Origin of the sequence: Streptomyces sp. Isolate_45 (genome assembly GCF_024721315.2) — a bacterium.
Lineage (GTDB): Bacteria > Actinomycetota > Actinomycetes > Streptomycetales > Streptomycetaceae > Streptomyces.
The window spans coordinates 42654-63234 of sequence record NZ_JANFAK020000026.1 but is presented as its reverse complement, the minus strand read 5'-3'; the positions used below and the strand labels follow the sequence as shown (position 1 = coordinate 63234).

The 20581-nt window shown below is 72.8% G+C and carries 15 protein-coding genes; 6 read left to right on the top strand and 9 right to left on the bottom strand.

Going from position 1 to position 20581, the window contains the following annotated elements:
• Positions 1-70 precede the first annotated feature (70 nt).
• From NOD94_RS11635 to NOD94_RS11625, 3 genes are all read left to right on the top strand, one after another.
• Positions 71-367, top strand: a complete 297-nt coding sequence (locus NOD94_RS11635) for a hypothetical protein (RefSeq protein ID WP_281205758.1) — start codon at positions 71-73, stop codon at positions 365-367.
• 502 nt (positions 368-869) lie between these two features.
• Positions 870-1514, top strand: coding sequence for an HAD family hydrolase (locus tag NOD94_RS11630; RefSeq protein ID WP_281205757.1), 645 nt, complete (start codon positions 870-872; stop codon positions 1512-1514).
• Positions 1515-1518: 4 nt separating this feature from the next.
• Positions 1519-2358 (top strand): NAD(P)-dependent oxidoreductase, encoded by an 840-nt coding sequence (locus tag NOD94_RS11625; RefSeq protein WP_281205756.1) that lies wholly within the window; start codon positions 1519-1521, stop codon positions 2356-2358.
• A 7-nt stretch (positions 2359-2365) separates the two neighbouring features.
• Here the strand turns inward: NOD94_RS11625 and NOD94_RS11620 are convergent, their stop codons facing one another.
• On the bottom strand, positions 2366-2935 hold the full coding sequence (locus NOD94_RS11620; protein ID WP_281205755.1) for a guanylate kinase: 570 nt from the start codon (positions 2933-2935) through the stop codon (positions 2366-2368).
• Positions 2932-3969 carry an AAA family ATPase gene (locus NOD94_RS11615; RefSeq protein WP_281205754.1) on the bottom strand — a complete coding sequence of 346 codons (1038 nt, stop codon included), beginning with the start codon at positions 3967-3969 and terminating at the stop codon, positions 2932-2934. The genes NOD94_RS11620 and NOD94_RS11615 overlap by 4 nt, the downstream gene beginning before the upstream one ends.
• Positions 3970-4458: 489 nt before the next feature.
• Between NOD94_RS11615 and NOD94_RS11610 the strand changes: the two genes are divergently transcribed.
• Complete coding sequence (locus tag NOD94_RS11610) at positions 4459-4737, top strand: hypothetical protein (RefSeq protein WP_281205753.1); 279 nt, start codon at positions 4459-4461, stop codon at positions 4735-4737.
• Between the two features lie 37 nt (positions 4738-4774).
• Here the strand turns inward: NOD94_RS11610 and NOD94_RS11605 are convergent, their stop codons facing one another.
• Positions 4775-4978: a hypothetical protein gene (locus NOD94_RS11605; protein WP_281205752.1), complete on the bottom strand. Its 204-nt coding sequence runs from the start codon at positions 4976-4978 to the stop codon at positions 4775-4777.
• 644 nt (positions 4979-5622) lie between these two features.
• Here NOD94_RS11605 and NOD94_RS11600 point away from each other — a divergent pair.
• Together NOD94_RS11600 and NOD94_RS11595 are read left to right on the top strand one after the other, a co-directional pair.
• Entirely contained in the window at positions 5623-6273 is a 651-nt protein-coding gene (locus NOD94_RS11600) for a ParA family protein (protein WP_281205751.1), read from the top strand.
• Positions 6273-7472 carry a ParB N-terminal domain-containing protein gene (locus tag NOD94_RS11595; RefSeq protein ID WP_281205750.1) on the top strand — a complete coding sequence of 400 codons (1200 nt, stop codon included), beginning with the start codon at positions 6273-6275 and terminating at the stop codon, positions 7470-7472. Before NOD94_RS11600 ends, NOD94_RS11595 begins: the two co-directional genes overlap by 1 nt.
• Before the next feature lie 325 nt (positions 7473-7797).
• Here the strand turns inward: NOD94_RS11595 and NOD94_RS11590 are convergent, their stop codons facing one another.
• The 6 genes from NOD94_RS11590 to NOD94_RS11565 form a co-directional block, all read right to left on the bottom strand.
• Positions 7798-10923: a S41 family peptidase gene (locus NOD94_RS11590; protein WP_281205749.1), complete on the bottom strand. Its 3126-nt coding sequence runs from the start codon at positions 10921-10923 to the stop codon at positions 7798-7800.
• Between the two features lie 60 nt (positions 10924-10983).
• Positions 10984-12594 carry a nitroreductase family protein gene (locus NOD94_RS11585; RefSeq protein WP_281205748.1) on the bottom strand — a complete coding sequence of 537 codons (1611 nt, stop codon included), beginning with the start codon at positions 12592-12594 and terminating at the stop codon, positions 10984-10986.
• Positions 12591-14609 (bottom strand): TOMM precursor leader peptide-binding protein, encoded by a 2019-nt coding sequence (locus tag NOD94_RS11580; RefSeq protein WP_281205747.1) that lies wholly within the window; start codon positions 14607-14609, stop codon positions 12591-12593. Before NOD94_RS11580 ends, NOD94_RS11585 begins: the two co-directional genes overlap by 4 nt.
• Before the next feature lie 102 nt (positions 14610-14711).
• Positions 14712-14858 (bottom strand): hypothetical protein, encoded by a 147-nt coding sequence (locus tag NOD94_RS11575; RefSeq protein ID WP_281205746.1) that lies wholly within the window; start codon positions 14856-14858, stop codon positions 14712-14714.
• A 91-nt stretch (positions 14859-14949) separates the two neighbouring features.
• The gene (locus NOD94_RS11570) at positions 14950-17067 is read right to left on the bottom strand and encodes a hypothetical protein (protein ID WP_281205745.1); all 2118 of its coding nucleotides are present in this window, start codon (positions 17065-17067) and stop codon (positions 14950-14952) included.
• A gap of 284 nt (positions 17068-17351) precedes the next feature.
• Positions 17352-20492, bottom strand: a complete 3141-nt coding sequence (locus NOD94_RS11565) for a lantibiotic dehydratase (RefSeq protein WP_281205743.1) — start codon at positions 20490-20492, stop codon at positions 17352-17354.
• Positions 20493-20581 lie beyond the last annotated feature (89 nt).

Below are 20581 nucleotides of genomic sequence, written 5' to 3'. Positions count from 1 at the left end.
CTGAGGAAGCGCGCAAGGGAGGGGGCGTTCACACTGACAGGATGACGACGTCCTGTCCCAGGGAGGCCTGATGAGCTGGGCATCGTGGACCACGCGCGGGATTTTCACCGGACGGCAGGGGGCGCCGACCGACGATCGGGGCCCCGTACTGACCGGTGAACTCGATGTCCACACCACCTGGACCGAGATCGACCACCTGGCGTACATCACAGTGCAGTACAGCGGAGCGTCCGACTGGCTCGCGCTCGCCGGAAGCCCCGTTCCCTGCCCCAATGAGGACGCGAGTCGGGCCCTGCACGACGCGGTCATCCAATCCATACGAACTGGAGTTCCCCTGAACACCGACTGGCGCAGTGGCGGGGTGTGAGCGGCGCCGCGACGCCGCCAGAGGCCTGGGCGCCATGGCGGATCCGATCGGCACAGACGGACATTGACCCACGATTCCCGGCACCGGACGACGCGTGGCGGGTGTGGAGCCCCCACCGCATGCCCCAATCGGCATCCAGCGGCCGTTGAGGGATCCGAGCCGCGGACTGTACAGGGCCCAACGTCGGGGTCCTGCCCCGTCACGCCTCACCCCGCTGCCACCGCACGGTCCGCGACCTGCCTCAGGGGCTCGTACGCCACTGCGACTCGCTTCACGCCCAAGGCGTCCGCGATGTCCTTCTACGTCAAGCCGGCCGCGAGGCGCAGCTGCGCGCGCACGCGCGGCGGGGGCAGGACGTGATCCAGGCCGTCGAGCAGGCGTTGACCTGCTTCAGGCGGTCCGGGGCGGGCATGGCGCATCCTCCCATGATCGATAAATTCCCGAATGGAGGTGCTGCCCCCGCGAACGGCGTGGTGCGGGAAGCCCGATAGGGTCCAAGGCTGTGCCCCGACTCGCGCTCTTCGATCTGGACGGCACGCTGGTCGACAGGCAGTCGGCATTCAGCGATGCTGTGTCCCACCTGTGCCGTAGGCACGCTCTCACACCGGACATCGAACACTGGCTGCTCAGAGAACTTGCCGACCGCGCGAACGCCGGCGACTTCGCACGCTTGCGGGAAGCCTTTCAGCTGGTGGTGCCCGCCACCCAGCTCTGGCAAGACTACGTTGGCCTCATGGCGGCCGCTGTCACCTGCCGGCCGGAAGCCCTTGAGGCCTTGGCCCAACTGCGAGCGGCCGCATGGACGATCGGCATCGTCACCAACGGCGCCGGCGATATCCAGCGCGCCAAGCTCGCCGCGACCGGCCTCGCTGAACTGGTCGACGGCGTAGCCGTCTCCGGCGACCTGGAGATCCGCAAGCCGGATCCGCGCATCTTCGGACTCGCGGCCACCCGCTGCGGGGTGGACCTTGCCGGCGGCTGGATGATCGGCGACAACCCGGTCGGGGACATCGGCGGCGGCCACGAGGCCGGCCTGCGCACCATCTGGCTGCGCGGCCGCCCTTGGCCGGCCGGACTCTCCGCTGCGCACCACGTCGTCGACGATGTCACCGATGCGATCAACATTCTGCTCGACGAGACGGAGTAACAGCGTGGACCTGCCCACCGTCGGCATCCTCCACCCCGGCAGTATGGGCGCCGCCGTCGCATCCTGCGCCGCCACCAACGCGGGTGCGGTCGTGTGGTGTGAGGCGGGGCGCAGCCCCGCGTCTGCGGCGCGCGCCGCCCAGTTCGGCTTGACGGCTGTGGCCACGCTGTCCGAAGTGCTGAAGCGAAGTGACATCGTCATCAGTCTCTGCCCGCCGGCGGCCGCGGAGGGCTTGGCCCGCGACGTCGCCGGGCACGGCTTCGGAGGCGTATACGTGGAGGCGAACGCCATCAGCCCCGAGCGGGTGCGACGAATCGCTTCACTACTCGAACCGGACGCGTTCGTCGTGGACGGCGGGGTCGTCGGGTCCCCGCCGATCGGCAGCAAGACGCCGGCCCTGTACCTGTCCGGCGACGTCGGCGCGACCGAGCGCGTCGAGGCGCTGTTCGCGGGCACCGCTGTCCGGACGGCGGTCCTGGGCACCGAGGTCGGGAAGGCATCCGCGCTGAAGCTGGCGTACACGTCGTTCCAGAAGACCAGCCGAGTGCTGGTGGCGCTCGCGGTGGGAATGGCCCGTGAATACGGAGTCGACCAGGAGCTCATCGAGGTCGCCTCCCGCCGCACCGACTCGTACCTCTCCGAGCCGGAGTACATCGTCAAGACGGCCGCACGCGCTTGGCGCTGGGGGCCAGAGCTCGATGAGGCCGCCGATGCGCTCGCGGCCGCCGGCCTACCGCCGGAGATGCTGAGGGCTGCCGCGGCCACGCTGTCACGGTGGAACGACGCCAGGGACGACAGCGAGCTCACGCTCACCGACGCCCTGGACCGGTTCGCCCGGCCGTAACCGGCGCTCATGCCTCCGCTGCCCCCGCCCGCCGCGCCAGCAACCGGTCGATGAGCTGCGCCGCCTCCCTCGGCGACGCAGTCGTGGTGTCCACGGTCAGATCCCAGACCACGCCCGCATTCGTGTTCAGGTCCTCCACAGTGGCGTCCCACGCCGCCAGCCGCGCCATGGTGTCGTTGTCGCCCCGGGCTGCGGATCGCTCTGCGGTCACCTCGCGAGAGCACCACAGCAGCACCACCGACCAACCGGCCGGGTAGCCATCGATCAGGGCCCGGACGCCGTCGACCTGCCCGAGATGCACGGTTGGTACCCCGGCCGCGAACGCGGCGTCCAGGCCTGGTGCGTCGATGACGTACGTGTTGCCGTACCGGCTGTTCGCGTAGACGACTCCGCCCGCAGCCTCGAGCCCGCGCAACTGCTCCGCCGTTCGCATCCGGTAGCCGGTGGCCTTTCCTGTCCCGACCTTGAGCCGAGCGAACTGCGCGTACTGCGGGCTGAGCTCGGAGAGCGCGGTGGTGACGGTGTCCTTACCCGCCGCTGGCGGGCCATACAGGATCACACCCTGACGCCCGGTCATGCGTCCATCGCCCCCATCGCCTGCCGGGCCTGGTCCGCGAGCGCCACCGCAGCACCCAACCGGTTGTCGACAACCAGGTGCGGCACCACCGGCCGCAGCTCCAGGTCGATCGTGGCCCTGTACTCCTCCCACCGAGCGAGCTTCCACGTGTCCCGGGCTGCACTTCGAAACCCGATGTACTCCCGCATCGACTCCTCGTCGCAGCGCACCCAGACCGGGAACACGTCGACGCCCATCGCGTTCGCCCGGTGGGACAACCGCTGCATCCAGGCCGCGTCAGTCATCTCCGCGATGAACGGCGCGCTGAGTACGGTGCTGATCCCGCACTCAAGGTTGGCCATCGCCGACTGCATGAGGCAGTCGTACTCCACGGAGCGGACATGCTCCCTGTAAAGCTCCGTGTGCCGGTCGTTCGCCTCGCCACCAAGCGCGACCAGGAGCCGCTCTGCCAGCGGCCTGGTCAGAGGGTCCTTGTCGAGCAGTGGCCATCCGGTGAGCTGGACGAAGAACCGCGCCAGCTCGGTCTTACCGCTGCCCGCATATCCGCCGACCATGATCAGGAGCGGGCGGTGCGGGTCGCCGCCGGTGTGTCTCCGCTTCCAGGCGTCGATGATGCGCTGCTGGAGGGCAGAGTGGCCGGCGTCCTCAATGCCGGGTGAGATGCGATGGATGGCACGTTCGACGGCCAGGACATGCGCACCGTTGAGCCGATCGTCCATCGGAGTGAGCTTGAAGGACGACTCCTCACCGGGCAGGGCCGTCCTGAAGCCGAGGTCGGGTTCTGTGGCCCGGTAGAGAAGACAGTAGGCGCGCCGGTAATGCGGGCCGGGGTAGACCTCGCCTTGCTCGTGCTGCAAAAGCGTCTGCGGATTCGCGGCGGGAACCCCCTTCAACTTGGCACGCTCCGCCACTTCGCGAAGCCTCTCGCCTGCCTTCTCCAGGGTCAGGCCGTGTGCCTCGCGCTGCTCACGCAGCCGGTCCGGCCGCCACCCCTTTCGCTGCTTCCCCACCCTGCGCACCTCCGCCATCGTCATGCCCGCGAGCCTGGAGCTCGGGCCCGAAATCCCATGTGTACACGGATGTTGACGGCGCGCACCCGCTCGATCTTCACTGGATCAAATCTCGGTACGGACGCTACGGTCAGGACATTCGAAAGGGCACGCCCTCCAGGCCCCGACCGAGGTCGCTCTTGGGCGAACGCTTCCGACGCAACGCTCGCGCACTCGATGGCCCGGGATCTCTCCTGCGACGCATCCTGACCATGGAGCCGGCCGCGGGCCACTCCGCCCGCCGAGCTTCGCACCCCGCACCCCGCACCCCGCACCCCAGGAAGGCTTCCTCCCGGAGGAACTGCCCTGCACACCCGCACCGGATATCAGCTGGAAGGCGGTCGGCGGCTCCGAAGGGAGGGCCGACACCACAGGGCCGTACCAGGACTCCCCAATGGTGCCGGTCCGCTGAGCCTGTCGGCGAAGAGCGCCACCACTGTCCCCGCTTCTGAAGGGGGCGTAGCGTGTCCAGGCATGACGCTGCTGCCGAACCTGCCTCAGAACACGGTGCTGCGCGACCTGTTGAGGCAGCAGGGTGTTCCGCAGGAGCGCGGCGCTTACGTCTATGAGGGGTGCGAGCTGCATACCCACCCCGATCTGGTCGAGCGACTTGAGGATCTTGCTCCTCAGTGGCCCGTACCGGCGACGTTCGGGATGCCGGTGCTTGCCACCAAAGGCATCGCCGCGGTCGTCGGCTGGGGCAAATGGGCATGCTGCTGGTGCGTCTTCCCGAATCGCCGGCTGAGCCCCTGAGGCCCGCTGGGCCTCGCCCGCCCCTGACGGATCCGGGTCAGGGTTGGTACTCGCTCTGCCCCTGGCGGAGCCGGCTTCCCTCGGCGGAGTCCAAGCGCTTGTTGTCGCTGCTGATCCAGCGTGCGCTCTCGTATGCGGCGACCCTGTCGGAGGACAACAGCATCGACCGGAAGGGGCACCCGGTGCAGGCTCCGGGCAGGCCCGGGGACAAGGCCAAGGCCAGTCGACGCAGCAGGGACATGGACCGGCGGCAGGGTGGACGCGGACGGCGGCGCTGAGTGCGGAGCGAGTACTGGTCAACGAGTCGCCCCTGCTGAGGCCTTCGATCCAGATCACCGAGGCCACGCAAGGAACTCCCACGCGCCCGAACGGAGAAGTGCCCCTCCCCCGCCCCGGGCGCAGGTTCGGGCGGCCGGAGGTGTCGGCTTCTCGGCGCCCACCGCGAACGCGCCCGCCATTCGACCGCCACCGAGGACGAACGTCGATGGGGTGCAGGGCCGACCGGAACAGCTACGGCTTCGCTCGCGGCGGCTCGGCCATCCACGGGTGAGGAATGTACGCCCAGTTCCTCGCCGCTGGACAGGTCAGCGCCGGCCTCTCCCCGACAGCAGCACGAGCAGGTGACCCCGTAGCGCTGAAAACCCGCCATCTGCTTCGTCATCGCGGCTCCGGCACCGCGGCCCAGGCACATCTGGGAAGAGAGGGCGCTCGTTCCATTGGTTTACCGCGGTAAACCGTGCGCCGCATCGGGCAATCTGTATATTGGCGGCAAAAATGGCTGACACCGTGACAAATAAGATTGCCGCAATCTGGCATCATTCCGTCCAGCCCGAAGTACCGGAACCATCGGGAAGCAAACGGAGCGAGCATCGTATGCCGGCAAGCGTGTACGTCGTATCCATCGATCCTCAAGCCTCAACCGTCTGGTGGGCCAACCGCATTACCGACCTGCCCTTCGACTTCTCGCAGGAGCACGAGACCCCCGAGAACCTGAAGCTCCTCCAGGACACAGGAGCCCGGGTCCACGTGATTGCCAATCAGAAGGGCGGGGTGGGGAAGACCACCACCACCCTCAACCTCGGCGCTGTCGTCGCCGATGTCCTGAAGATGAGCAAGGACGGTCTGCAACACGTCTTCATCGACACCCCCGGAAGTCTCCAGGACGAGAACCTGCTCCTCGAAGCCCTGAAGTACGCGCACGACGTGATCGTGCCGATGCCGCCCGAGGGCCTCGCGTTCGATCCCACGGCACGCACCATCGCCAGGGTCATCGAGCCCACCGGGCTGCCGTACAAGGTCGTCATCAACAACTGGGACCCCCGCGACGGGACAGCCGACCTCGTCGACACCCAGGAGTACATCGACACGCAGGGCTGGCCCCGCGCCGAGACGGTCATAAGGCGATACAAGGTCCACACCCGGGCCTCGGTCGAGGGCAAGGTCGTCACCCAGTACGCCAAGAACCGGGTCGCCATGGAAGCGCGCGAGGACTTCTTCCGCCTCGCCCTGGAGATGGGATACGGAGGTCGCGCCTGATGGCCGCCGGACGCCGTACCAGTCTTGCCTCACTCGCCGGCCAGAAGGTCGACGACGTTCCCGGCAGAAGCGATCCGCTGCTGCTGACCCTTCCGCTCTCGACGATGGTGCCCACACGGTTCAACCCCCGCCGTAGCTTCGGCACCGAGGACGACCTCAGAGAGTTCGGCCTCAAGCTCAAGAAGCGTCAGCTACAGCCGGCCGTCGTCGTCTCACGCGCCGCCTACCTCAAGCTCTGGCCCGAGGAGGCGGACTGCGTCGAATCAGCGCCTTACGTCATCGCCAACGGTGAGCGCCGCTTTCGCGCCTCCCTCGCCGTCGGCCTGACGACACTGAACGTCGTGCACAACGAGGACGTGGCGAAGTCCCGGGCCGACTTCCTCGACGCCGTGCTCTCGGAGAACAACGACCGTGAGGACCTGGACCCCATCGAGCGGGCCATCGGCATCGAAACGATGGTCGAACAGCTCGGGGGAGCGCATCAGGTCGCCGCGCACTACGGGAAGACGAAGGGCTGGGTGAGCCAACAGCGCAAACTCCTCAAGCTCACCCCGGAACTCCGGGCTCTCGTATCGCAAGGCGAGATGCCCATCCGTATCGCCCGCGACATCGCCGGACTCCCCCACCCCGAGCAGGTCGAGGCGTGGGCCCTGGAGGTCCGGCGCCGTGCGGAGGCCGAGCGGGCGCCCCGCGCCCCCCGGGCGTCCAAGGTCACGGCCGCGGCCCCTGTGGCCATGCCGTCGCCGCAGGCATCTCCGGAGTCCACCCGGTTTACCGCGGTAAACCGGAGCCTGTCTGCGGCACCGCAGCCTGACCCGGTGTCGACTCAGCCGGCCGGTGACCCGTCTCGGTTTACCGCGGTAAACCAGGCGGCGCCTCCGGCGGGGGAGGGGCCCAGCTCTCAGGAGCCGCTCGACGTGGCTCCGCAGAGTGCCGAGCCGCAGCATGTGCCCGATCCCCGCTCGCCGGCGCCCGCTCCTTCCCAAGCACAGCGGTCTTCCTTCTTCGTGCCCTGGACCGATGGTGCTGCCGCCATGGACCTGTTCTTCGCCCGGATTCCGGAAGCCGAACGGCACCGGGCAATCAACCGCTACGCCGAGCTTCTCGGCTCGCCCGAGGCCTTCGTGAGTGACCTCGCCGCGGCCACCGATCCGGCCTTCCGCGCTCAGGTGGCGGAGTTGCTCCTCAAGGACCTGTAGCCGGGGCATCACCGCCAGGGGTCCGCCCCTGATCGCCTGTGAAACATGAGAAGGCCCGGTTCCGGAGATGTGGATCGCTGGAACCCGGGCCTTCAGGTTGTCCGGAGTAGGGCCGGGCGTGCAGAGCCTCGGCATTTCGCGGCCGTGGAATCGAGCGAGCCAGTCGAGTCGACTGCCGCTTCGAGCGATCACGGAACTCGATGACGATGTGTGGTCCGTGGACATCGTCACCCCGGGCTGGAACAAGACCACCTATGACATCGACAGCGCGCAGGGCTCCATCGTGCGCGAGCACACCGACCGCGACCGACCTGCCTGCCGGCGGTCACCAGTCCGTCGGGGGGAGCGTGCTCGGGGGCTGTTCCGCGAGGAGTTCCAGGGCCTGGCGGACGGCCTCGTCGAGTTGGGGGTCCTGGGCCCGCGCCCACGTGTGGGGGGCCCGGTCGATCTCGGTGTCCGGGGCCACGCCCCTGTTCTCCACGCTCCATCCGGGGCCCTCGAACCAGGTGGCGAAGCGGGGCAGGAGGAGGCTGGTGCCGTCCACCAGGTCGTGGAGCCATTCGATGGCCGTGAAGCCGCCCCAGCTACGGGTGCCCACGACGGGGCCGATCCCGCGGTGCCGGACCGCCAGGACCATGATGTCGCCGTCGGAACCGGTGAACTCGTCCGCGAGGAAGAGGACCGGCCCGCGCGGGGCGATGTTGGGGTAGGCGTAGCCCGAGCCGTTGCGGGCGACCCGCCAGCCGAACACCCGCTGGGCGAGCAGTTCGAGGACCTTTTCCGACAGTTCGCCCCCGGTGTTCTCGCGGAGGTCCACCACCAGCCCGTCGTGGACGGTCTGTGGCCGCAGGTCGCGGTGGAGCTGCGCCCAGCCGTCGGTGGTCAGGTCCGGTACGTGGACGTACCCCAGGCGGCCGTCCGACGCGGTGCGGACGTGGTCGCGGCGGTCGGCGACCCAGTCGTGGTAGCGCAGGGTGCGTTCCTGTGCCAGGGGTACGGCCGTCACGCGGCGCGGTGTGCCGCCGGGGGAGCGGAGGGTCAGTTCCACCGGGTGGCCGGCCGTGCCGGTGAGGAGGGGGCCCGGGCCGGTGGCCGGGTCGACGGGGAGTCCGTCGACGGCGAGCAGCGCGTCGCCCTCCCGGACGCCCATGCCGGGGGCGGCCAGCGGTGAGCGGCCGGCGTCGGCGGAGACGTCGCCGCGCGGGATGCGGGTGATGCGCCAGGTGCCGTCGGTGTCCCGGTCCAGGTCGGCTCCGAGGTGGCCCTGGGCCAGGGCGGGATCGGTGGGGCGCGGCCGGGCTCCGACGTTGGCGTGGGACATGGAGCGTTCGCCGTGCAGCTCCCGGAGGAGGTCGACGAGGTCGTCGTGGCTTCCGAGGCGGTCGACGAGCGGGCGGTAGCGGTCCAGTACGCCGTCCCAGTCGACGCCGAGCAGTGCCGGGCGGGCGCACACCTCGCGAAGCAGCCGGCCGTCCTCCTCGAACATCTGCCGCCACTCCGCTGCCGGGTGGACCGTGGCGCGGACGCGGGAGAGGTCCACGGGCCGGCCGTCGGCGCCGGGGGAGGCTGCCGGTACGACCGTGAGGGTGTCGGCGGCGTCCCGGACCACGGCCCGGGTCCCGTCGCCGGAGACCGCGAAGCCGCTCACTGCCGTACGGGAGCGGACGGAGCCGTTGGCGGTGAAGTCCCAGCCCTCCAGGACGGAGTCGCCGGGCCTCGACGCCGGCGGCGGGAGCGGATCGCGCAGCCAGAGCACGCCCGTGGCGGTGGCGCGCAGCCCCCGGTAGGTGCCTGCGGGGACCGGGAACGGCTCGGCACGGTCGGCCAGGCCTTCCTCGTCGACCGTGACGAGCGCGGCGGCCGGGGCCGGTGCGGGGTTCCAGGTGGTGAACGGGGAGATGGCGTCGGCCGTCAGCGGGAGGAGGTGGGGCCGGGTGCCGGCGGTGAAGGCCATGCCGAAGTCGTGCGTCTGGTGGACGGGTTCGAAGGTCCGGGCGGAGAGGAAGGCCAGGTGGCGGCCGTCGGCGGTGAACGCCGGGTCGGTGTCGCGGAAGCGCATGGGGGTGGCCTCGATGATCCGCCCGCTGCCGAGGTGGGCGAGGCGCAGTTGGCGCAGTCGTTCCTGTCCCGGATGCGACCAGGCGAGCCAGGCGGAGTCGGGCGAGAAGGTCACGCCGGTGACCTGGCCGTCCTCGCTGCGGTCGAGTTCGGTGATCCGGCCCGAGGCGACGTCGACGAGGAGGACGCCGCCGTGCAGTTCGGCGACGGCCAGGGTGGCACCGTCCGGGGAGGCCACCAGCTCCAGGACGCGGGCGAACCGGTCCGCGCCGAGGCGGACCGGAGCTTCCTGCCCGCTGCCGGCGGTGTCCAGGACCTCGACGCACTCGCTGCCGCCCGCGTCCGAGACCCGGGCGACGCGGCCGGTGTCCCCGAGGACGCAAGGCAGCCGGTGCCGGACGCCCGGGGCGTGCCCCAGCGGGCGGGCGGGCCGCAGGTCGTGGGACACCCAGTGGGTGCCACCCCGGACTTCGAGCAGGCTCGCCGTGCCGGTGCGGTCGGTGGCGAAGGATCCCAGGTGGCCGGCGACGGGAATCCGGTGGGGGGCGAGCGCGGTGCGCGGTCCGCCCAGGCGGATGTCGACGCGCTCTGCCTCCGCTCCCACCGCCAGGCCGGGCAGCAGCCGGATCTCCCCGCCGCACTGGTAGACCACCCGGTGGCCGTCGGTGGTCGCGTACCGGGCGTAGAAGGCGTGGCCGGTGTGCCGGCGCAGATCGGTGCCGTCGGGGAGGCTCGACCAGAGGCGGCCGTTGCCCTCGTGGTCGGCGAGGAACGCCACGCGGTCGCCGACCCAGAGCGGGGAGTCCGGGTTGCCGTCCACGTCGGGGTGGAGGCGGGTGAAGAGTCCGGAGCCGGCCGGGTCGATCCAGAGGCGTCCCGTGGTGCCGCCCCGGTAGCGCTTCCACTGCATCGGTTCCACGTACGTCGGGGTCTGGACGAGGACTCCGCCGTCGGGGCCCAGGGCCAGCCCGCCCACGGGGCCGTACGGGAGGCGGCGCGGGGCGCCGCCGTCCACGGGGACGGCCCAGGCCCAGGGGCGGCGCGGGCCGGGCTCGGCCGCCGCGGTGATCGCCAGTACGTTCCCGTCGGCCGTCCAGCCCGCGACGCGGGTGCGCCGGTCGCCCCAGTACGTCAGGCGGCGGGCCGGGCCGCCGTCCGCCGGGGCGACGTACACCTCGGGCGCGCCGGACAGGGTCGACGTCCAGGCGATGCTGGAGCCGTCGGGGCCGATGCGGGGGTGGCTGACGGGCACCCGGTCGGCGGTGAGGCGCCGGGCGCGGCCGCCCGCGGTGTCGCAGGTCCACACGTCGTCCTCGGCGACGAACGTCAGCAGGTCACCGTGCAGGTGCGGGAAACGGAGGTAGGCGGAGGGAGCGGGGGCGGGGCCGGACACGGAGGCTCCTCGGAGGAGTGCGGGACGGGATGCTGCTACGGAGCGCGGGATGCCGCGTGGTCAGGCGAGGCGGCCGTCCAGCGCGGCCGCGCCGGGGCGGGGCAGGCCGAGGAAGACGCAGAGCTGGCTGCGTCGCCCCGCGGCGGTGAGTCCGAGGGCCTCGTCCAACGGCACCGGATCGATGCCGAAGACGATGCCGCTGGAGAGGCCGAGGGCGGTGGCGGCGAGGTGGGCGCGCTGTGCGGCGGCGCCCGCCTCCGCGTTGGCCGCCCGGTAGGCGCGGGGGCCGTGGGCGGCGACGGCCCGCTCGGGATGCCAGTGCAGGACGAGCGTCACGGGCACACCGGCGACGTCGTAGTTGTCCAGTCCGTAGAGGTCCCGGGTCAAGGTGGGCAGCGGGTCCCCCGGCAGGTGCGACAGGGCGTGCCGGGCGGGGTCGTAGGCGTATCCGCCCGGGGCGAGGCCCTCGGCCGCACGGACGGCCACGGCCGCCTCCACGAACCCGCCGGAGCGCGGGGGGTGGGGGAACGCGGCGCCGAGTACGGCGGCCAGGGCGGCCGCGCCGAGCGGGCGGGAGGCGTCGATGCGGCCGGAGGATGAGGTCCGCGCGGCCAATGTCGCCAGGGCGGTGCCGGGCGCCGGTGCCCCGGGCGCCACGGGCAGGGGCGTCGTCGTGCCCGCGACGGCGGGCGGAACGTCCGGTGCGGGTGCGGGTGCGGGTGCGGGTGCCGGTGCGGGTTCTGCGGGCGGGGCCTGGGCGGTGGCCCGCCGGACGTTGTCGGCCAGGCTGAACCTGCGGACCGTACGGGACCTTTCGTAGTGCGGTGGCCGGACGGCCGTCGGTGCCGTCGGCGCGGGCCGCGAGGCGTCGGCGCCGGCCGTGTGCCAGTCGAGCGGGAGCACGGCGTGGACGGATTCCTCGTCCGGGTCGAGGCCGAGCAGCCCGCCGAGGGCCTCCTCGTCGAACCAGAGCCGGGGACGGTGCCCGGCGCCGCGGTCGCGGCTGGTCAGTTCCCAGGAGGCGAGGAACGAACCGAGGTCCAGGGTCGCCAGGTGGTAGGCGAGGTTGTGGTACTTGAAGGCGTTCTTCCACGGCCGGACCGTGCACAGCAGGAACTGGTCGTGGCCGTCGGCGGCGCCGTCCGGGCCGAGCGCCGCCCGAACGGCCGGGGCCGGGTCGAGCGTGCTCAGGCGCTCCAGGGCGTGCAGGCCGCAGGCGTAGTGGTAGACGCCGGGTGGGACGGGAGCCGACGGGCCCGCGGCCCAGTAGACCTCCAGCGGATGGGTGCCGCCGCCCGAGGCGGAACCCGTGCCCCAGCGGGGCGTGTGCGGCGCGGACTGCTCGGCGAGGTCGCGGTTCCAGTCGATCTGCCGGCGGCGGGCGAGCACGCCGATCGTCGCCCGGAGGTCCTCGGCGAGGGTGGTGAGGGTGCGCCCGCCCCCGGGAGCGGGCGTCGGCGCGGCAGCCGGGGCAGGCAGGGGCAGGGCGATACGGGTGGCCCCCGGATGGTGGGTGTGCGCAAGAGGACGGTCGTCCCAGTCCGGGGCGAACCCGTCGGGCTGCACCGGGTCGCGGTAGCGACGGTGCACCGCGTCGACGTAGGCGAGGGTGGTGGCCCGTGCCGCCGGGGTGGTCATCGTCCGCTGCTCCTTGCCGTGTACGTCGCTCATGCGAAGGGGTGCGGGTGGCGGTGGATGTCCTCGTCCCGCAGCGGCGCCGGGCGGCGCCCGGCCCGCCAGGAGGCGGTGCGCAGCCGGGGGTGGTGCAGCGCCCGCTGCTCCTCCCAACCGAAGTCGATCGGCACCAGCCCGGGGGCCACGACGGCCGCGCTGCGCAGCCCGCACGCCCGCTGCTCGGGGCAGGTCTGGTCGACGACGATCACGTCCTCGCTCACCTCGCGGAGCAGGTCCACGCAGGCGGTCAGGTCGTCCAGCAGATCGGCCGGGCGGGGCCCCCGGGCCTCCCAGTCGGCGAACGCCTCCCGCAGTGGGACGGGCCGGACCGGACCGTCCTCGTACGGGCGGAGGAACGGGACGTGCCGCTCCATCTCCGGGAGTCCGTAGAGGAGGTCGTGGTCATCCAGATCGCGTACGAGTCCGTAGTCGGTCACCATGGCCCGGGCCTCCTCCTCCCGCGCCGCGACGGACCGCAGGTGGTGCGGCAGCAGGGAGGCGACCTCCTGGAGGGCCGAGTCGACGGCGTCCCCCGCGGTCAGGGCGGCGCCGGCGGAGAGGACGATGTTGCCGGGTCCCGGAGTACGGCGCCGGACGAGGCACAGGACGGCGGGCACGGGCAGGTCGACGCGCAGGTCGAACAGCCGGACCCGGTAACCGAGTCCTTCGAGCCGGGCCCTCAGGGCCGCGCGGCGCGGGGTGGCGGTGGCGCTGTCGAGGTCGATCTCCGGGAGGCGTTCGGCCCCGTACCAGGACAGCAGGAAGGCGTCCCGCTCGATCAGTTCCAGGAGACCGAAGAGCGCCGCCTCCTCCATGCAACTGCCCGTGGCGCAGCCGTTGGAGTTGCTCGACAGCAGCGATTCGCCGCGGCGCCGCGGACCGTAGTGGACCAGGTGCTGGGGTACGAGCACGGGAGCGTCACGGACCAGGGAGTGGCCCCAGACCCAGTCGGCCCGCTCGTCGGGGCGGAACGGCTTGTACGTGTCGGGGTGGCGGGCGTAGAACTCCGGCGCGTGGAGCACGGGGCGAGGGTCCAGGGCGGGCAGGCCTCGCGCGGTCAGCTCGTCGAGGGACATGCGCGTGGCCGGGCCCCGGCCCCAGGGACGCTGGCCCGCGTACCGTTCGAGGCCCTCGAAGAGGGCGACGGTCTCGCTGCGTTCGTGGGTGTCGGTGTGCCCGGCCCAGGCGATCTCGTAGAGGCCGCTGCGTCCGGTGCGGTGGCCGCCGAGGCGCAGCGAGCCGCTCACCGATTCGGTGACCGGGGAGTGGGTGTCGTGGTGGGTCCGGGAGCCGAGGGCCCCGCAGAGCGGGTTGACCAGGGCGCTGCGGGGCAGGTCGTACGAGTTCCAGTCGCGCAGCCGCGACGCCTCGGGGTACGGACGGGGGCGGGAGGTGGGGAAGCCCTCCAACGCGGGGGCCGGTGCCGGGGCGCGGGTGCCGCAGCGGGGACAGTCGGGATCGGCGAGCAGGGCGTGCTCCGTGACCGTGCCGTCGGTGGTGGACACCTCCAGGACGGGAGCGGCGGCGAGGCCGGTGGTGTCGGTGCGGACTGTGCGGGCGGCCAGGATGTGCAGGGCGGCGGCGACGGTGGGGGCGCTCCAGTGGTGGGGGGCCGCCGGTCCGGGCCCGGCCGCGTGCTGCGCGGTGCCGGTCTCCAGGGCCTCGCGTTCCCGCAGGGGGCGCAGGCGGATCCAGCGTCGTTCCAGGCAGACGGCGCAGGGGCCGGGGGCGTCGGCGGCGGCCGGGTGGACGGGGCCGACGACGACGGTCGCGCGGTAGAGGCGGACGGGGAAGACCCGCAGGCCCGGGTCCGTGGTCGGGGGTGCGGGCGGCGGGTTCGTCCCGGTCGGGTCGGCGGGGCCTGCGGGGTTCGCCGGCAGCAGGCCCAGGGAACCGATCTCGACGACGCCCTCGAAGGCGGTTTCCGGGTCCAGGAGTTCGCGCAGCGCGTCCGCGAGCCGCTCCTGGGCGGCGTCCGCCGCGCTATCGGTGGGGAGCGTGACAACGTGCATGGGTTCTCCGCAGACTGCTGGGCTCGGGGAAGGCGGTGGGACGGGGAAACCGCGGTGGCGGCCGGAGCCGCCACCGCGTTCACCTCGTCAGCGGCTACCGCGTCAGGCGGAGAGCTCCGGGGTGCGGCTGCAGGAACAGCAGGAGGAGAGGCTGCCGCACTGGCGGGCGGCGGCCTGGACCTCGGTGGTCGCGGCCTCCAGCTCGAAGTCCTCGACGGGCAGGTGGTTGAGGTCGGAAATCGGGTTCATGACGTGACTCCTTCTCGACATGTGGATAAAAGGGATCGATCATCACCGGGGCGTGCCCCGGTGTCCCCCCGCGGTCGCCCGCGGGGAAGTCTCAGGGGGTGGAGCGGGTGAGCAGGACGCGGCCCACCAGTACGGGTGCCGCGGCGCCGCCCAGTTCGGCCGGGGGGGTGCGGACGAGCAGGGCGTCGCGCCCGTCCGCGCGGAGTCCGGCCAGGAGACGGTCGAGGGGCTCCTGGTCCGGGGGCGGGGCCGCCTCCGGGGCGGGGGCCTTCCCCGGGTCGGGTGCCGGGGCCGTCGCGGGTGCGTCGCCGGCTGCCCAGCCCGGGGGAAGCAGCACCGCGCGGCCGCCGTCCGTGGCGGGGTGACCGTACGGGACCTCGTCGAGCTGGACGCGGCCCGCGAGTTCGAGCAGCGCGGTGCGCGCGGCCTCCTCGTGGGTCGTGCCCGCGGCGGCCACCGTGACGGTCCGGCCGGGCCGGGAGTGACGGGCGGTCATCACCCGGCACGTCCGGCCCGGGGCCGGACGTGCCGCCAGGGAGAGTTCCCCGGTTCGTGCGAGGGCGCGGACGAACGCGAATCCCGTGGTGTCGGCCGGGTCGGCGGGGTCGGGCACCAGCTCGGCCAGGGTGGCCGGGTCGGGCACGGCCGTCGGTACGAACGGCGTGCGCAGGGCCTCGTGCAGCAGGGCCGAGAGAATGCCCTCCCGTGCGACGTCGGTGAAGGTGGCGCCGGCGCCGTAGCCGGAGAGGTCCGGCGGGGCGTCGCCGCCCGCGCCGCCCTCGACGAGCCGGGCCGGCACCCACACGGTGCGCCCGTCGAGCAGGGACACCGCGGGAGTCCAGCGGGTGGTGGCCCCGTCGCCCTCCTCGACGGCGAGGGTGTGCTCCCCGTCGGCGCCGAGGGCCTCGCGGGTGGCGGACACGACGGCGGCGGGGGCCGGTGACACGGCCGCGCTCCACCGTGCGGCCCGCTCCACCGCGGCGCACCGCGCTTCGGTGAGTGAGAGCGGGTGGAAGCCGGGGAAGGCGGCGGTCGCGCCGTCGGGTCCCGAGGCGCGGACGACACCGGCCTTGACCGCCGTCTGCGGTACGGCCCCGTCGTCGAAGCGGTGCAGCGGGCCGGTCGTGCCGGCGAGGGCCGCGTCGAGGCGCCCGTACCGTTCGTCCGGGTCGGTGGGCAGGTCGAGTCGTCCCCCGGTGAGGGCGGTGAGGGCTTCCACGGCCTGCGGGAGGCCCACCTGGTCGGCGCAGTAGGGGCAGCGGGGGTCGGCGGGCAGCGGTTCGCGGCGGCCCGTCAGGGTGAGCGGGTCCTGCACCACGAGGGCGGCTTCGAGCCCCGAGGGTTCCTCGCCGGCGATATGGCGGAATAATTCGAGAGCCAGGTCGCTTCCGGTGGCCGCCAGGACGGCCGGATAAAGCTCCGGAATTTCTTCGGAAACAATACCCGAGGTCATTCGGGCGAGTTTCTGCTGTGCGCACCCCGGACAGGAGGTTCCCTTTCGGGGGACCAGCGGACCCTTGACGAGAAATTTTCCGGCCTGCTCGGCCGAGACGAATGCGGCGCCCACCGTGCGGGCCCAGGCGAAGAGGTTCTTGCGGAATTCGGGATCCCGTTTGCCCGGGGTGAAGATCACGGCGTCCGGGGGTGATCCGGCGAAGCCGTGGGCCACCGCGTCGGCGGAGGCGGCGAGGAGCGGGGAGACCCGGGCGGGCGTGCCGGCCCCGGTGAGGGCGGCGAGCTCGGCGTCCCACGGGGCGGGGCCGCCCTTCGCGGCGTCGCGCCCGGCGACCGTGACGTCGGTGGCCCCGTTGCGCAGGAGGGACAGGACGGCGCTCGTGGCGGCCGGTCCGTCCCCCACGACCAGGACGCGGACGGCGCGCCACTGGCGGAAACGTTCCTTGGGGTGTTCGCCGTCGTGCCGGAGGAAGGAGATCTGTTCGGCGAAGCGCTGCTCGACCGGCTCCGGGAGGAGCCCGTCGGCCTCGGTTTCGCGGAGCTCGACGAAGCCGGCTTCGCGCAGTCGGTCCAGGAGCCGGACGACCATGTCGCGCCGCGTCGCGTCGAGGCCCTCGCACAGACCCGCCAGGTCACTGCCGACGGACAGGCGGGGAGCGAGCGCGACGAGCCACCGGTGGACGGTCCGGCCCTTGAGGAACGATTCGCCCTTGGTGCCGCGGAGGAATACGCCGTCCGCGGTCTCGATGAACAAGGAGTCCTGGCGGAGGAAATATTCGCGATGCTCTGTGAAAGCGGGTAACGCGGTCTCGACCATTTCACTCCCCCCGGTTGTGACTGCTCTTGATCCAGAACTCAACACGAGGCGTTGCGGCCATGCAAATAGTTCATAAAGCACAAGTTTCGGCAGTGTGAACGGGGTCGTTTCGGAGGAAGACACATAAGGCGGGCCGGAATTCTCCATTCCCCGCATAGGTCCACACATGCGAGGGCGCCCCGCCGGTGACCCCGGCGGGGCGCCTCGCTCGGTACGGGCTGTCAGCCGGCGCTCTCCCGGCGGGCCGTCCAGGACTGGGCGGCCGAGCGGGCCAGCCTCAGACACTCCCGTTCGGATGCGTCGTCGAGCCCGATCACCCGGATGTGGTGCATGTGAAGCAGCGAGCCCAGCACCGCGTCACGGCCCGGACCCACCCCGCGGCTCCCCTCGCGGTCGAGCAGCTCCGCGTAGCCGGCCACCGCTTCGGCGCGCCGCTCCCACGCCCGCAGGACCTCCTCGCCGCCGGGGAGCGGCCGCAGGGCCGTCGGGCCGTCGACCGGGTCGGCCAGCCGGGCCGCCTCCTCCTGCGCGGACCGCTCCGGGCCGGGTCCCGATGCCTTCGCGATGCCGCCGACCAGCCAACGCGCCCCGGCCCGCGGACCACCGGTGAACGCCCGCGCCAGATCCGTGAATCCGGCGGCCGTGAGCGCTGCGGGCCGTACCCCGCCCGCCGCGGTGAGCCGTAGCTGCGCGACCGCGGCCGTGGAGTCGGCCGCGAACGCGGCCTCGGCGGCCGCCATCAGCGGCCCCTGCCCGTAACGACCGCTCTCCGGGTAGTAGGTGTCCCACTGCGCGCGGCCCGCCAGGCCGGCCCGGCGCAGGCCCGCCGTCCACGCGCCGATGCGTTCGAAGGAGCCGTCGCCGGGCGAGACGGGGAAGCGCAGCCGCAGGTGGGGTTCGGGGTCCCGGTAGCGCACGAACCACCACGCGGGCGGGTTCCCCCACTCGGCCAGGAGGGCGGGCAGGTGCCCCGTGAGGATCTCGGCGTGCCGGGCCGGATGCCCGTACAGCTTGACGTACGCCCATCGGGACGCGCCCGGCAGGTGACCGAACTCCCGCACCGACGGGACGACTTCGGCCCTCCTGGCGCCTCCCGGCGGCGGCGCCGTCCCATGGCCGGCGGCGGCCGTGAACGGCATGGCGATCTCGTGGGCGTGGCCGTCGAACCACCCCAGTGACCCCGGTTCCGGAGCCTCGTGCAGCGTCACCCGCCCGGCGCGGTCGAGTTCGTCGCGCAACAGCGGGAGGTGGCCCGGTTCGTCCAGGTCGAGGCGCAGACGGCGGTCGTCGTCCCCGAGGAAGACCGCCGGGGGCATGCGGAAGCGACGGCGCCAGTTCCGCAGTTCCCGAGCCCACTCGTCGGAGGGGGCCCCGGGTGCGGGGAGATCGTCGGCGGTCACGGTCCAGCGGGCGGGCGCCAGCACGGTGCGCCCGTACCGAACGCGCGGCAGGAACGGCGCGCGGCGGGCGGCGCCCCAGACGAACGGCGCGACGGCCGCGCCGGCCCGGGGCAGTTCGCACAGGAACCGGGCCGGCGGCTGGGTGAAGCGGGTGGGCTCCACGGCGTTCAGGACGGTCGGTTCGACGGTCCGTCCGGTGGACGTTTCCACGAGCCGGAGCCGGTGCAGGTCGCCGCGGACCGCGAGGGAGTCGGCGGCCGCGACCGTACTGCCGCGGTCGCCGACTCCCTCGCCGCCGCCGTCCCCGCCGTGCTCCGCGAGGGAGATCAGGAGCGGCAGCATCACGGGGACCCTGGCGATGTTCTCGGTGGCGACCAGCAGCGGCGGGCTGGAGACCTGGGCCGCCACGGCCCCGCTCTCCTCCGTCGGCAGACCGGCGTACAGGGCGCGCATACGGTCCCGGTCGGGCCCGTCCAGCAGGTCGACGAAGCGGCCGGTCGTGGTGCCCGCGGCCGGTGACAGGGCGCCGACGACGAGGCGGAAGTCCCCTCCGGCCAGTGCCTCCCGGGTGGGCGCCTGGAGGTGGAAGTAGAGCTCGGCGTGGGCCGGAACGAGCGGCGGTACCAGGGGCGCGGGGCCCGCGAGCGCGTCCAGGGCCCGGTCGTCGAGCACCACTTCCGGTACGCCGTCGACGGCGGCCCGCTGCGCCAGGGCGATCAGGCGCTCGTCGCGGAGGGTCAGCGGGGTGCCCGGCGGTTCCAGTACCGAGCCCTGGTACCCGGCGGGCCAGCCGAGACCGGTCTCGGGGTCGAGGAGTTCGCGCAGGGGGACGACGGCGCCCGGGCCGTAGCGTTCCAGGAAACGCTCGTGGTAGTCCCGCCACTCCGGTGCGCCGGACGGGTACGGCGTCAGCCGCGTCAACGCGGTCACCGCCCGCTCGGCCTCCCGGGCCACCGCCTGCGGAAGGGTCAGGGCGCAGTCGAGGAGCAGGTCGACCATGAGGGGGTGCTCGGCGGTGCCCGAGAGCGCCCGCATCCGGGTGACGATCCCGGCGCGGAGCGCCGGACGGGCCCGCGCGTCGGCCGTGTTGTGCCGGTCCATGTCGTGGCGGAGGGCCGTGAGTTCCCGCAGTGTCGGCGCGACCGCAGGGATCGTCCCGGCGTCCGCCTCCGCGAGGCGGTCGACGAGGTGGCCGAGGGCGTCGGTGACCGTCATGGGGGCGCGCAGGGAGGTGAGCAGGACCCGCCGCGCCACCAGCTCGGCCAGGAGGCCTTCGACGGCCCGGAGCGGGATGTCGGGGTACTCGCCGGCCAGCTTCCCGGCGAGGTCGGCGACGGGCAGCGGTAACCGGGCCGCGTCCAGTACCAGCCGCACCGCGCGGGTGTGACGGACCGTCACTTCTGTCGCGCCCTGCCCGGCTCCGTGCGGCGGCTGCTGGAACGGCACCACGAGGCGGCCGTTGCGGACGAACGCGGTGTTGTCGACCACGACCGGGAGCCGTCGCAGCAGCTCGGGGCAGGCCTCCAGGAGGCCGACGACCTCGGCGAGCCAGCCGGCTCCGGCCCGCACCACGGCGCGGTGCCGGTCGCGTTCCCCCCAGCGAGCCCCGGGCTGCCCGCCGACGCGGGCGGGCGCGACGCCCGCGAACAGCCCGAAGGGGGTCGCCCGGTGCCCCATCCGCAGGAGGTAGCGGACCATCGACACCACGGTCCGCCGTACCTGCTTCGGCTTGACGGTACGGCCCGCGCACACGTCCTGTACGCCCCGGGCCAGCGCCGGGCTGGCAACCTCGACGGCCTCCGCGACCCCCTCGTACTCCCAGACCTGCTCCAGCCACCGCCGCCAGGGCCCGGTCCGGGCCTCGGAGGCGGCGTCGAGCGCGGGCCAGGGCGGCAGTTGCCGGTCGCCCGGCACCGCGGCGGCCCGTACCAGGGCCGCGTCCATGTGCGTGTACAACCGCATTCCCCCCACATCCTCGCGATGCGGCCGGTGCGGGGGCTGCTGCCCGGCATCCTCCGACGCCCGGCCGCCGGACGTGCCCGGGAACTCGC